This is a genomic window from Mucilaginibacter mallensis (assembly GCF_900105165.1).
Lineage (GTDB): Bacteria > Bacteroidota > Bacteroidia > Sphingobacteriales > Sphingobacteriaceae > Mucilaginibacter > Mucilaginibacter mallensis.
This window is the reverse complement of record NZ_LT629740.1, coordinates 1,470,266-1,485,839: the sequence shown is the minus strand read 5'-3', so window position 1 is coordinate 1,485,839 and position 15,574 is coordinate 1,470,266. Positions and strand designations below refer to the sequence as shown.

6 protein-coding genes are annotated in these 15,574 nt (G+C 41.1%); 1 reads left to right on the top strand and 5 read right to left on the bottom strand.

The window, feature by feature from the left end; all coding sequences use genetic code 11:
• Positions 1–109: 109 nt before the first annotated feature.
• The 5 genes from BLU33_RS06065 to BLU33_RS06045 form a co-directional block, all read right to left on the bottom strand.
• Positions 110–2,314: a GH92 family glycosyl hydrolase gene (locus BLU33_RS06065; RefSeq protein WP_232009405.1), complete on the bottom strand. Its 2,205-nt coding sequence runs from the start codon at positions 2,312–2,314 to the stop codon at positions 110–112.
• Between the two features lie 176 nt (positions 2,315–2,490).
• Positions 2,491–3,708: a glycoside hydrolase family 71/99 protein gene (locus tag BLU33_RS06060; protein ID WP_091370336.1), complete on the bottom strand. Its 1,218-nt coding sequence runs from the start codon at positions 3,706–3,708 to the stop codon at positions 2,491–2,493.
• 23 nt (positions 3,709–3,731) lie between these two features.
• The gene (locus tag BLU33_RS06055) at positions 3,732–5,498 is read right to left on the bottom strand and encodes a SusD/RagB family nutrient-binding outer membrane lipoprotein (RefSeq protein WP_091370334.1); all 1,767 of its coding nucleotides are present in this window, start codon (positions 5,496–5,498) and stop codon (positions 3,732–3,734) included.
• Between the two features lie 7 nt (positions 5,499–5,505).
• On the bottom strand, positions 5,506–8,757 hold the full coding sequence (locus BLU33_RS06050; RefSeq protein ID WP_091370332.1) for a SusC/RagA family TonB-linked outer membrane protein: 3,252 nt from the start codon (positions 8,755–8,757) through the stop codon (positions 5,506–5,508).
• Positions 8,758–9,137: 380 nt separating this feature from the next.
• Complete coding sequence (locus tag BLU33_RS06045; protein ID WP_091370330.1) at positions 9,138–11,723, bottom strand: Kelch repeat-containing protein; 2,586 nt, start codon at positions 11,721–11,723, stop codon at positions 9,138–9,140.
• Positions 11,724–12,151: 428 nt separating this feature from the next.
• Between BLU33_RS06045 and BLU33_RS06040 the strand changes: the two genes are divergently transcribed.
• Entirely contained in the window at positions 12,152–15,550 is a 3,399-nt protein-coding gene (locus BLU33_RS06040; RefSeq protein ID WP_091370328.1) for a glycoside hydrolase family 2 protein, read from the top strand.
• Positions 15,551–15,574 lie beyond the last annotated feature (24 nt).

Sequence of the window (15,574 nt, the reverse complement as noted above, 5' to 3'; positions counted from 1 at the left end):
TATAAACCCCTCCCTGCCACTTCACATCCAACCGCACCCCTCCCGTGGGGAGGGAATTAAAAACAGAAATACAATCTTCCGAACACCTATGGTGTAAGTAATAATAATATTATTCTACGCCCCAACTTTTGTTTGGTTTCGGTCCCATCTCCAATTCCAGTGTTCCGCCGTTTATCAATTGTTCATGCGTAAACCAGGGTTTGTTAAGTGGCTGCCCGTTCATTTTTGCGCTCTGGATGTATTTATTAATAACAGAGCAGTTGTTGGCGATCATTCTAAATTGTTTTCCACCGGGCAGATCAATAGTTACCTTACTAAATACCGGGCTACCGATAGTATATACCGGCAAACCTGGCGTTATGGGATAAAAGCCCATGGAGGAAAACACGACGAAGGCAGACATGCCACCGCCATCTTCATCACCCGGAATACCGAAGATGTTGTCTTTAAACCATACATCTAACAGGAAACGGATGCGTTTCTGTGTTTTCCAGGGCGAATTAGTAAAGTTATACAGGTATGGGATATGGAAGCTGGGTTCATTTCCCAGTGAATACTGACCTACCAGGCCGGTGGCATCCGGGAATTTAGCCCAAAATGCATATTTGCTGCGGCCAAGCGGTTCCCGGAAAAGCTGATCAAGCCTGGCTTCAAATTGTTTCTTTCCGCCCATCAGGTTAATCAGGCCCGGTACATCCTCCTGTACTTGCCACAGATAGGTCCAGCCATTATTTTCATCATAATAATCACGGCCGCCTTCTCCACCATCAAACTTAGGGTCAATTTTAATCCAGTTGCCACTACTATCTTTAGGCATAAACATTTTCATGTTGTTATCCCATAGATTTTTATAGTTGTTTGCCCTTATGCTGAACTTTTTTTGATCATCAACCTTCCCCAATTCACCTGCCATTTGGCTTAATGCCCAATCATCATAACTGGCGCCAAGGGTTACCGCTACGGCCTGCCTGTGCTCAATCGGGTTTACCTCCGGTATTGTTTCTGTTTCGCCTACCTTTAAGGCAGGATAATAGCCTTTGGCATAATAAAAATCTTCCAGGCTGCCTTTCGGTCCGTTGCGCCATGGCAACATGGTAGCCGATGTGGCATTTTTCATCATCCCTTCGTAGGCCTTATTTACATCGAAATTTCTTAATCCTTTACGGTAATCATCCAACATCATTATGGTAGAATGGAAAGCATTCATACAGGCATGATCGCCAAACAAAACCGGGAACGTGGGCATCCAGCCTCCCTGGGTGTACATGCTTACATATGAATTCAGCATATCCTGTTCCATAGCCGGGTTTACGATAGCCCGCAAAGGGTGCAAAGCCAGGTAGGTATCCCAGGTCCAGTCGTCAACATAAAACGGCCTGGTGGTATCATGTATCTTTTTATCAAAGCCACTATAATATTTGCCATCCTCGGTAATATCTACCATGCGTTCATTACAGCGGTAATAGGCTGTGTAAAACGACCGGCGCTGCGCCTCTGTACCACCTTCAACCCTGATGTTATTAATGGCTTTATCCCATGCTTTTTCTCCGGCAGTTTTTATATCGTTAAAGGATTTTCCTGCTATTTCCTGTTTAAAATTAGCACGAGCCTGTTCAGGGCTGATATAAGAAATGGCATAGCGAAAATAAATAGTATCCGGTGAATTTCCGCTAAAAGTGATCCATGATTTTACCCCTTTGCCCGCAATCTCCCGGCTTCCCTTATTTAATCCGTTATCAAGCGCGGTCCCGGGTTGGCCATCAGTGTTAAATTCGCCATACATATATATTTTAATATCATCGTGGTAGGTTTCTGTACCTTCCATGCTGTTACCGTTAATAAATTTCCATGAGCCGGCTCCGTTATTATATAGATCGAACAACAGGTTCTTATCCTGCTTATTTCCCGGAAAGGTAAAGCGGTATATCCCTGTTTTTTTTCCGGCAGTAAATTCCACGGTTATTTCATCATCAATTAAATAAGTAGAATAATACCATGGCCGGGTTATTTCCAGGTCATGATCAAAAGTTTGTTTTTCCTTCCATGCATTGGTTGTAACCGGTTTATTCCAGGGTTTTAAGGCAAAAACCTCCCCCAGCCGGTGAGATACGATGGTAAGCGGGAAACTCGAGATCTGGTCGTCTATGTAATCATTACGTTCAGGGTACATCCTGATCATTTGGTTGGGTACTTGTACCGTTGGGCGTGTTGGCTGCAAGAGCTGGCCAACGTTACCAATACGCGGGTCTATATATTTCAAATTCCCTGTTCCATCATTTGTTGATGAAATGTTCTGTGCCCGGGTATTTTTCATACCTAAACAGCAAACAAAAAACAATAGGCACAATAGGGCACGGATAAAACTGGCTGATACCAATTTTGATTTAGAGTTTAGCATTATTAATAGATTTAGAAGGAAAAGATATCACCTGTTGGTAAATGATATAGGATATTAACCCCTGCAGAATTTCTTCGGCAGGGGTTAGATTATTATTGCCCTACTTTAAATTCAGTCCTGGTGATATCCAGTAGATTTGTTCCGTAAGGAGGAAAGTTTTTTGTATTGGTGGAAGAGTCCGCAGGCTCAATTTGCGTATCGTGCTGAAAGTCATTAAAAGAATCAATGATAATTAAATGGCTTTTTGAGGCATTACGCTTGGCAATATTTGTATAAGTGCGGAAGAAGCTCCCGTTGGCAGTTCTGGGAACACTCAGGTTTACAGAGCTGGCGTTAGTTATCTGGTAGTTATAACCGGCCTGAATTTCAGGCACAAACTCAAGTTGTGTTTGGCCTGGGGTTAAGCCACCGGCCGGCCATGATTCAAGTTCCTGTTTGCAATAGGCAAAATTCTGATCGCATTCCTGGGGAAATAGATAGAACCTGTCAAGCACATTTTGGTTATCAACCATATTATATTCATAAACCGCGTCGACACAATTTTGAAAACGATAGTAATAGTTATTGGGGACAGACCATTGATTCAGTTCACCAATAATGTACACATCAAAACCTAAATCACTAAGATTTTTGCGGAGTTGTGCATAAAGGGGGGCATCGCTCCCCGGATTGTTCGGGTCCATATTAGAGTTCAGGTCCTGGGCATGGTTAATGATCAACAGCCATTTGCCGTTAACTTTCTGATAGTTTGACTTACCCATGAAATAGGCCAATCTTTTAAAGTCATTATAAAATCCGGCCAGTTTAACCGGATTAGCTTCTATAGGGATCCCCCTGTTGATGCCGTTTGCATCAGGATTACCTGAGTTAGTAATGCCGAAATCAGCTACGGTTAACGTATAGGATAAGGCAAAATGCATTGACGACGAATTAGATGCATTCAAAAATGAGGTGACCGTGGTTGAATCAGTTTTATAATTGTTTGCTTCCTGCGTTGGAGACCTTACTGTAAAAATAAAATAATCAATTTTGGCGGATAACGCGTCAGCAATATGAGCCTGCATAATATTGGGCGGCACAAGTCCGCCTGTAGAGTTGTAGGTACCCACAGTAGGCACATAACTGATAGCAGCAAGCCATGATGAATAGGAGTAATAAACGCTTCCTACCAGATAATCAACAGTAGGCGGCACATCAGGTATGGTATAGTTAAGAAAGTAATCATTGATAGAAGCTGCTTTCTTTTTGCAGGAGCTGAACAATATGCATGCCAGCAATACCAGCCAACTGTACTTAAATATATGTTTCATGTTCTTTTATTTTTTGTTTAGGATTAATATTGAGACAATACAGTGTATTTGATATTAGGAACGGCTTGCACCTGTTGGATAGTAGTGCCATACCATTTTTGTATATAGGAGTCGTCATAAAACGCTACTACTGTTGCCCAGTTAGTATGCGTATACGTTTTGGAAAATTGTAAAACAGTGGTAGGATAATCACTTCCTCCCAGCTTTTTTGTACCGTCAGCTGCGCCTACCGGGTTAACCGAGGTTTCAGCAACCGGATAGTTCCACCTGTCAGGCAGATCCGCATAAGTAGATTGGAGCAGGTTAGGCGCACCAGGATTGGTATGTGGCGGTAATATAAGATTCTGTGTACGCCGCTGCAGGCACCATGCATCAAATGCACCGTCACCATATGAATTCATCCATTGCTGTATCCATATTTTGGTCATGTTATCTGCCGGGATACTGGTATTTATAAATCCAAGCGGATAGTTGAACCCGTGCCCGGCTGTAGACCATGCAATTCCGTTTTGGGCTTCATAAGCGGTAGCCTGTGCCGCGGTAAGCCCCCAGAAAGCAAAGTTGGCATTTATGCCCGCAGTGTAATATGCCTGGGCCGATTGGGCTCCGCCAAAACCCAGCATATTGGCTTCTGCTTTCATAAAACATACATCGGCATATGTGCTGTGGTAAAATGGACGGTTGGCAGCTAATACGTTTATACCTGAATTTGTTGTAACAGGGAGTTGGGTAAGACCCGGCAACGTACTGAAATTGGTAATATAGTTTAAAGACCCCTGGAAAATTTGCGTACCAAGGTTCCATTGTGCCAATACTGATAAAGATTTAGGCGTACCCAGATGTGGTATGGTATAAGTAACAATATAGTGAAAGGCATCAGCAGTACTGGTCAATGTATCTTTTATTGCTATAGGGACCTGTGCCGGGTTAAAATAGGCACCGAGCCTTGGATCATTGTATGAGCGGAAATAAGTAAATACATAGTCGCTCATAATAGGGCCGCTGCTTTGTTTAACGGCATTGGCTGCAGATTCATTAAGCACATAATGATTAAAATATGCCGACTGGCTGCCACTGGCTGTTCCATAAGTAAATATGGCGTCATCAGCATCTGATTGAGGTAACAGCGCTTCGTTTGACATTACATCCTGAATATTGGAGGCTGCTAAGGAAGGCAGGTTTTTTTGCACGTTAAGCGCAATTTTTAAACGAAGCGTATTCGCAAATTTCTGCCACTTAGTTAAATTTCCACCAAATATCAGGTCTGTGGTCATATCGTCACCTGTTAATACTATAGCGGTAGATGCAGCCTTTAATTTAGTCAGCAATGCTGTATAAATTGTATTTTCATCATCATACAGTATAACCGGCGTGGTAGCTCCCGCCTGGCTATAAGGAACAGGACCATAGGTAGCTACAAGTTGGTAATATATATAACATTCCCATATCTGAGCAATTGCCATCCTGTTTGTAAAACCAGGGTTAGTTCCATATAATTTTTTAAGTTGTCTGAGATTTCCAAGTACATTAATGTAATAGGTATTCCACCGGCTGTTATCACCTGTAAGGTAGCGTTCGGCATAGGGGTCAATAATGTGACCATATTCCCAGAAATAACCCCAGTTATCATTCTCCATCTGATCTGTAGTTTGTTTAAAAACATAGGACATTACCGGATCAAAATCAGGTGAGAGAAATGTATTAGGATTCGTATTTAGCTTATCAAAATTTTTAGTGCATGACGAGAGGCAAATCAGCAAAACGCCAGCCATGTATATTATCTTTTTCATAGTTGTTTTATAGTGAAAATTTTAAATCAACGCCGTAAGTAGCATATGGAAGAGCGCCACCCAATTCTAAGCCCTGCGCGTTTCCTGATGAGTTTGCAGACTCCGGATCAATCCCCTTTGGTGTATTTTGTAAAATGGTCCAGATATTACGCCCTACTAATGATATCCTGGCGCTTTTGAACACGGTTCTTCTCAAAAGCGTTTTTGGAACATTGTAACCAATTATCACCTGGGTCAGTTTAATATAGGAGTCATCAAAAACCAATTCACTGTTAATATGGTAAGCGCGCTGCCAATAAGTTTGCGGGTTTATATACTGTGTATTTGGCTTAGACTTGTCTGCTATCATATTACCATTCTTATCATATATAATGTTTCCATTTTTATCCGTCTCAGGGTAATAGCCAACGAAGATGGAACCTTTAGGTCGCGATGCGTCAGGATATGGCAGACCATATAATGTAGTTGTACCATTTTGCTGGAGTGTGCCTTCTCCGTATATTTCATTTGATAACAACCATGCCTGCCTTCCGCCCAAGCTCTCTGTTGTTACGCCGTTTTGGTCGGCTCTCCAGTAGCTTCCTGAAAATATCTGACCACCCCACCTTCCGGTAAGTAAAAAGTTAAAATCAAATGATTTGTACCTGAACGTTGAACCGAATGAACCCAATGCTTTAGGCTGGAAGTTGCCAAGTATCGGCGTAGCTTTACCATCAGTAGTAAATGGTGTACTTTCGCTATATGGTATACCTGAAGTTTTTTGGATAATAACATTTCCCTGGGCGTCTTTCGCCTGATCCTCTGCCCTTATGGTTCCTATAGGCTGGCCAACCTCTGCATAAACACTTGTCAGCAAAGCTCCCCCTAACTTAAACTGCGTTAAGCCTGGGCTTAATGAAACTACCATATTCCGGTTCATTGAAGCATTGGTGGTGAGATCCCAGCTAAAATTTTCGGTTCTTATAGGAGTTGCATTTATCGATATTTCAACCCCTTTATTGGTAACCTCCCCGGCATTTATAAACTGCGTACTATATCCGGATGCAGGATTTATTGCTCCCTGTAAAATCTGGTTTGTTGTTTTCTTACTATAAACCGATCCGTCAAAAGATATACGATCATGTAAAAACTTAAGCTCAAGCCCAAGTTCGGTTGATGTGGTACTTTCAGGCTTCAGGTTACTATTCCTTAATACCTGGTCATAATCTACAAGCGGCAAGCCATTAAAGGGGGTTGAAACAGTGGAAAAAGACCCCATGGTGTTATACGGGCTGGTATCATTACCTACCTGGGCTATTGATGCCCTGAACTTGCCAAAACTCATGATGTTTTGCGGGATATTAAAAAATTCGCTGAATATAAAGCTTGTACTTACCGAAGGATAGAAGAATGAACGGTTAGCGGCCGGCAGCGTAGATGACCAGTCATTACGGCCGGTTACATCAACATACAAATATTCATTATAACCTACAGATGCCGTACCATACAATGAATTTGTTTGAGATTTGGTCAAAGATTCAACACCCGAGAGTACGGATGCATTATTACTCAAACTTGCCACATCATGTACAATTAATTGATTGGCAGTAGCACTTGTATTATAGTAATTCAGGGTACGGATATTACCCCCGGCATTGGCCATGATGGAGAATTTGCCAATATTTTTATTGTATGAAAACAAACCCTCTGTGTTCCAGTTTTGGTTGTTTTGCTGAAACTCCGTATAGGAACCATTCACATTGGTTACCGATCCTTTTTGTATAAACATATTCCTGTCACCCCATATCAGGTTAGCCGAAGTTTGCGCCCTGAATTTCAAATCTTTGAAAATATTTATGGTAGCCGAAATACCTCCGATTATTGTATTGGTTATATCTTCATTGTGATTCTCATTAATTACCCACTCTGGATTTTCCAAATTGGTGCTCCCGCCTGCATACTCATTGCCGCTAGGGTCTACATAAGGAAAAAAACTGCTTGAGCTTGCACTTCGCACCAAATTATTATAGATATTATTAGGGTTATTCGGGTCCTCGTTACGGGCGGTCCTATTTTTCACATCGGCCTGTAAATACTGAATACGAGTATCAATCCTGATAAATGGTGTAAAATCCCTGCTAACGTTTAGTTGCAGGTTATTTTTTGTCTGCAGGTTCTGATTTTTCACCACATCATTTGCATCAGTCCTGGTGTAGGAAAAACGGATAGATGAATTGTCGGTAGCATTAGCTATAGCAACATTTTGCGTATATGCATAGCCCGTTTGGTACAGCGAAGAAACATTTCCCGGGTCGGGGCTATAAGTTATAGGCTGACCAGAAAAGCTTAAATAAGGCTGACCAAGCATTGGCCCGCCCCAGCTACGTGTATTCGAGCCTTCTTCAACTATTCCCGCTCCGTTATTGCTGCGTGTTCCACTATAGGCGCCACTTCCACCTTCACCGTAAATGTTCTGAAAATCCGGAAACTGAAGTACGCGGCTTGCCATGTAATTAGAATTGACACTTATGCCAAGCCCTGCATTTTTAGTGCCTTTTTTGGTGGTTACTAAAATAGCGCCGTTTGCAGCCCGTGAACCGTAAAGCGCGGCAGCGTTAGGTCCCTTTAAAACTTCAATTGAAGCAATATCATCCGGATCGAGATCGGCTGCATTATTACCGTAATCGTAGTTACCTACCTGGCCATTCGAGTCTGTATTATCGACCGGCACGCCATCAACAACCCATAATGGCTGGTTATTGCCTGTTATAGAGCTCATACCGCGTAACACCACCCGGGTTGACCCTGTTGTTTGCCCACTGGTTGTGATTTGCAAACCAGCTACCTTGCCATCCAGCAAATCGGTAATGTTTGATGCCCGGGCTTGGGTCATATCATCAACGTTAACACTTTGCTGTGCAACCCCCAGTGATTTTTTAGTCCGGGAAATGTTTAGTGCCGATACGACAATTTCTGTCAGATCTTTCGATTCGGACGCCATACTAACATCAACTGTTGTTTTGCCAGTAATATTCACCTCCTGTAATTTGTAACTGATGTAGGTAAATACCAATAGCCTGCTGGTAGCGGCTCCAAGGTTAATAGCATACATACCATCCTGGTTAGTAATGGTACGTATCTGGGTTTCTTTTAGGGTGATAGTTACCCCGGGTAAAGGATTGCCTTTGTCATCGGTTACCTTTCCTTTAATAACCAAATTTTGCGCATAACTGTTAAACGCAAAAAAGATTAATAATAAAATAAATAAAAGTTTCCTCATGTTTTAAGTTTAATTGGTTTTAAGAAATTGGTTTATAGTCGGTTATAATTGTGAGGTAAAATAAGCCGGGCTTCCTTAATTATTCTCTAATTATTCCTTAATTCATTGTGCGGGCAAATATTTTTTGCACATCGACTATTTTTTTTAATTATTTTATTGAATTATTCTGAATTTATGTCTCTAACAACACTGTAATAATGGCAACCGGCCGTATTTTTCACGGGCAACCTCTATCATTAAGATGATTATTGATGTAATGGACGAGTAATGGCGCGGGAATGTGGTAACTAAATGTATTAGCAATAGCACGCCTTACTAATAAATTAAAGGATACCTTAATTTATTAGCAGCATTTGCAAAAAAAGAACCGGGTGTTTACGCTATCCTAGCACGGAATTGAAATCCTTTTTAAAATCTTCGCCATAGATCTCCCTGTAATCTTTGACAAACGTATCAAATGCATTTTTTGCCAGCGAGTGCTTGCCCAAAGTAGCTAAAGCCTTACATTTAATTATCATGGCTTCTTCGTTAACCGGATCAAAATAAAAGATAAAATTGGCCAGTTCGACCATAAATTCGGGGTCATGGGTGCGCCCTGAATGTGCAAAATGAAGATAAGTATCTATTACTTCATTCGAGATCTCAGACTTAAAAAAATCAAGCCATTCATATTCAATATCTGAAAGAAAATTACCGCGCTTGGTAATTTCTGACAAATATTTAATCTTTTTAATATCGAGTTCCTCTTTATCGTTAACAATATTCAGATAATTATAATAGTCAATATATATATGGTCATGGTCAATGTCAACTTTCCAGTAACCGGTATCTTTGGATAAATGGCAGTAGCCCATCTTATCAAGCAGATTTTTTAACTTACCGATGCTCACTGAGCGGTTATTCCCCGCATTTTTGGCTGATTTATCGTACCACAGTATTTCATTCAATTTATCTGAACTTAATCCGCGCCCCCAGCGCAATGAATATAAAAGGATAATTAAAAAAAGTTCTTTTATTAAAGGTGTAAAGTACTTGGTTATATCTATGCCTTCAGCGTCAAATACCTGAAATTCTCCAAATAGCAAAATGGTGTTTTTAACATGTAATTTCGGATCAAATACCCTCAGATTACTTACAGACATATCGATAGGTACGGTAACGGTGCTTTTACTGACAACCGGATTTTCAGGCTGACTAATTGTAACAGCAGTCAGGACTTTTCTTTTCCGCCTATATATATATAACACTAAAACAAGACCCAATATAATTACACCGGTAATTTTGTACCATAGCGCCTTACTTTTAACAATAGCTGGCAGGGTGCTTGTTCCAAAAGGAGGGCCTTGCAAGGTGTAAATTTTAACTTCAGTCTGGCCATTGTCTTTTCTTAAAAGCGTCACCGCAATAAAGCGTTTACTCGATGGGCAATAATACAGATCGGCAAAAGAATGTGTATCATGAAAACTATAAGGTATAGTACTCCCCATTAAAGTATAATCAGGTTTGGCCAGCGAACCTTTAATCAATTGCAGGGTTGAGTTATACTTGTGTTGTGGAAAAATCAACCCGTAATAGGTTTTGTTATGATCATCAATCACTAATGAATTGGCAAAAGCAAAGTCCTGATCGTTTACCTTTAATTCAAACAATTTTTTAAACGCTTTATCCTTAACGGTAAAACGCATCATGTCATAAATATTCCTGGGGTTTAGTATCTGCTGCCCGCTGCTATTACCATAGCCGCCTAAAATGTAAGCGGTATCGCCATTGGCAGTAGTACCCAGACCGGCCAGGTAGCGCGGCATAAAAAAGTCACCTGTTGTTTTAACATCATTCCAGGTACCACTGTTTAAATGATATTGCTGTACTTTATTTTTATAAACCAGGTGGCCATATCCCCCTAAAAAATATAATGTTGTGTCAGCCTTTGAGAAGAATTTATTCAGGTGCCAAAGATCGGTTATATGATTCGGGCTGAATTTCCTGTTCCATAAATCACTTTTAAAATTATAGTTTGCAGCAAATTTTTGATTCGGAAAAAAATTATAAAGTGTTTGATTAAATTGATTAAAAATTGATTGATTGCCCTGATTCAATATAATTTTGTCGCCGCCATGATAACCTTTGTCCTGCCATTTCTCCGTATTTACGTAATAAGTATATAAGGAATCAGATGCAATCAGGTAAACCTCTTCTTTTTGGGGGTCGAATGCCACACTGGCTAACCCGTTTATAGTAATACCCTGCACTTTTTGCCAATCACGGTGCATTGCCGTTACCCACATTGGGTTTGCAACGGAGGCATCATTCTGGGATATGATCTCATGAGCAACCAACCCGCTTACTTCATTTAAGGGCCAGTTATATTTCAACTGGTTATTTTCGGTGACCCGGATATCCCTTATCTTCATAGGAGGGGTATCAGTGGTTTGAAATTCTTTATAATTATTAATGCCGAACAAAACTTTATAGCAGCTGTTTTTTTTCAGATGCATCCCGTTTTCTATGAACACCGTTTGGCCGTTGTAGAATAAGATCCTATCGTGATCAAAGTCAAATTTAATACTCAGCTTATTCCATTGGCCAAAAAGTTTATCCCGGCTGATATTAAAAGCAACTTTTGAAAGCCTGTCACCAATAATTACGTTAAAGTGTTTCCCCTTTCCCTTTGTTGTATCTACATATACCAGGTCAATATTGCGGTTATCATCAGCTATTATCCTTATAATATAACCGAAGTAAACTGCGTAGTTTGGAATAAATGAAATATCAAATGAAATATCAAAATTATCGTTAAAACAAAGTGTTTTATCAGGGCTCAGGTCGAGGCTGGTTCTTTTATCCTGAAATACCTCGTGACTCGAAAAAGCCAATCCATAGGACTGCCCATAACCCTCACTCCTGAATATAAGGAGTACACAAAGAAAGCAAAAGACGATCTTAAAAATTTTGCAACCCAATCTCATTTTATTTTTATCGCAACCAGGGTAAAAAACTATATATTTTTACGGTATCCGGATTGTATTGGTTTATAACAACTGCAAACTGTAGAATTATTTATAAATCCATTGTTTGCAGATTTTCTATCAAAATTAAGACGATAATTAACATTGTCAATAGCCATATATTGAATTACATTTTTAATAATTACTGGTAGTATTATTTAAAATTGTTGCATGTTAATTATTATTAACCAACAGATGACAGGGTAATGTGATCCACACTTTTTCACGTATTCTTTTAATAAATGTTAGTTGTTGGTATAAGGTCGGCCTCTAATCGATCAAAAAAAACTAATTGCCCGACAATTCAAAGTTGTAGATTATAATTAAGTATTTATTAAGAGATAATTATCTATTTATTTTTTCTTCGCATTTCTTAGTATTTAATCCTTATGTCATACCAATTAACACCAATCATTATCAAAGGCGATTATAGGCGCCTGTTTATTATCACGCTTCTCCTGTTCTTTTGCAGTACATCAGTAAACGTGTTTGCACAGCAAGTACATTTCACGCACGACTTTGCTCCTACCGAAGAGCTTGTCCCCCCTCAGGAGAAACCATTCCGGAGCAGTATATGCCTTAATGGCGAATGGCAGTTTTTACCGGTTGAAAAAGCAGAAAAACTGGGAATTGAAAAAATTAAAAACCCTGAGCTACCAGAAAACCCTGATTGGGAAACCACACCTGTTAAAGTACCTTCACCATGGAACGTGAACAGCTTTGCCAGGGACAATAGCAGCGGGGGCGATTTTCTAACGTATCCCAGTTATCCCAAAAAATGGGAAAGTATAAGGGCCGGCTGGCTTATGCGCACCATACCTTATAAAAAGGAATGGAAGGGCAAAAGACTGATACTGCGTTTTGATGCCATTGGAGGTTACACCCAGATATTCATTAACAAACATAAGATTGCCGAAAACTTCGAGGTATTTTTGCCATTTGAGGTAGATGTAACCGATGAGATAAAACCCGGCAAGGACAATGAAATATTGGTTTGGGTAGCAGATGCCCAGCTGTTTAACCAGCCCGGCAAATATGGCCGCCGCATATATGTTGCCGGTTCGTTCTGGGGGCAGCATGCTATTGGGATCTGGCAGGATGTAAATTTGATTGCCAAACCGGTAGTGAATATTCAAAACACATTTGTAAAGCCATCCTTGGCAACAGATATGCTTACGGTTGAAGCAACTATCAGCAATACTTCTGATAAAGTCCGCGAAGTAAATGTTTCGGGGGATGTATCGCCCTGGGTGAACCTGGCCGGTAAAGATGTGATCAGCGCACCCGAACCCAAATGGGAACTGGGTACAACGGCGCTCAGTTTTCCCGGCAAAAAGATCAGCATCAATCCGCATTCACAGGCTACGCTTAGTTTAAGTATAAAGGTAAACGGCAGGCTAAAGGAATGGACCACAGAACATCCCAACCTTAATGGGTTGATACTTACTATAAAGGATGGCAATAATGAAATTGACAAACAATATACCCGTTTTGGCTGGCGCGAATTTACTTTGCAGGGCAGCAAACTATGCCTTAACGGCAAACCAATTGTTCTGAAAGGCGATTCATGGCATTTTATGGGCATACCGCAGATGACACGCCGCTATGCCTGGGCCTGGTTTACCCTGTTGCAAAACAGCCATGCCAACGCCGTGCGCCTGCATGCGGAACCATATCCTTCATTTTATTTAGATATGGCCGATGAAATGGGGATCTGTGTGCTGGATGAAACCGGCATGTGGGCCAGTGATGGCGGACCCAAAATTGACGCCCCGGATTACTGGAAAAACAGCGACGAACATTTAAGAAGATTTGTTTTGCGGGACCGCAACCATCCCGCCGTTTTTGGCTGGAGCGTATGCAACGAGAATATGCCAATAGTACTGAATGTATTCCACGCGCCAGATTCATTGGTAAAAAGGCAGGTTGCTGAAATTAATAAGTGGATAGCCATTACACAGGGATTAGATCCCACACGGGCATGGATATCCGGTGATGGTGAAACACAGGCGATTGCTACTATGAATTCACCTGTTATTATTGGCCATTATGGCGGTACCGATGAGAATTATAGGGACTTATCATCCAAAGGAAAGCCCTGGGGCATTGGCGAGGCCGGGATGGCTTATTATGCCACGCCGAAACAAAGCGCAGAGTACAACGGTAATCGTTCTTACGAATCGCAACAAGGACGCATGGAAGGTGTTGCCGATGAGGCCACCAAACTGATCAATATGCTTAAAAAATATAAGGCATCTTACATGTCCGTCTTTAACCTGGTTTGGTATGGCGTGAAACCTTTGGAACTTGGCTTAGCCGATACTACCAGGGCGCCCAAACCATCCGACGGTATATTTTTTGGCAAATACCGTGAAGGTCAGCCCGGAGTGCAGCCGGAAAGATTGGGACCTTATACAACTACGCTTAACCCAGGATATGATCCGTCGCTGCCACTTTATAAAACCTGGCCCCTGCAAATTGCAGTAAGTAATTCATTTGCTGATACCACTATCCAGAAAGAGGAGATTGTACCGGCTGAAAACGTAACTGTAAATCATACTGCCGTAGTAAACAATGTAATCCTTCTATCAACCGATAAAGATTCCGTTTTATACAAAACATTAAGCGATATGGGCGTATTAGTACACACGCTTCCAGTTAAAAACGGGCATAATCTGCTCATTATTGATGGTGAACATACCCCCGATGATGCCAGATCACTTGCATTACAAAAAACCATTTCACAACAGGGTGGCAATGTATTAATATGGGGCGCTGATCCTTCATCTATTAAAGCGGTTAACAAATACCTGCCTTTCCCAACTGAACTTACCAATAGAAAAGCAACCTCTTTTATCACCATCGGGACAGACCCGGTAATAAATGGATTGGGGAATGCTGATTTCTATTTTTCAGAAGTATCCGACAAACCAATCATGAACTATGGCTTATCCGGCGACCTTATAAAGCACAGTACTATTCTGCTGGATGCCTGCAATACCGACTGGAGAACATGGAACAAACGTGCTGAATACCTCAAAACAGCAGCAGTACTGCGCAGCGAACGCGAGTATAAACCCGAAGGAAAAGCATTAATTACCGTAGATGCCGGCGCTGGTAAAATATACTTTTTCGCTATTGACCCGGCCCTGCTTTCGGCAACATCGGTAAGCCTGGTGCGCCATATGCTGGTAAATCTGGGCGTTGATTTTAATGGCAAAGCAAACACCAATACGGCTTTTGGCACTGATGGTAAGTTGCATAGCGCTTTGTTGCTGGCTTCGTTTGATGTATCAGGTAAAAATGACAATGAGATCGGTAAGATCAATCAACTGAAAGATTTAAAGCCGGAAGATTATTTAGCTGACAAACAGGTGGAAAATCATTTCTGGGAAAATGCTACTACGCCTGATGGCACATTCGATTTCAGCAAATTTCATTTTGATGGGCCAACCACACATGCCATTGCTTACCTGAGCTTTTGGATATACAGCCCGCATTCATTAACTAACCTGTTACTTGAACCAGACCTGCCTCGCCTGGATATGTATTTAAATGCCGATGATGGTTACCAGGTTTATTTGAATAATAACCTGATTAAAGAAACCATCAACGCAGGCGGCTTAACATCGCCCGCACAAGTTATCAAAGCATTACCGCTTGAAAAAGGATGGAATCATTTTGTAATTAAGGCTATACAAAAGGAAGGCAGCTGGAAATTGGCAATCGGAATTGATTGTGACAAAAAGGCTTTTCTGAATGAGATCAAAACGCAGGTAACCCACTAAAATCAGGAAATAACTATTGCATTT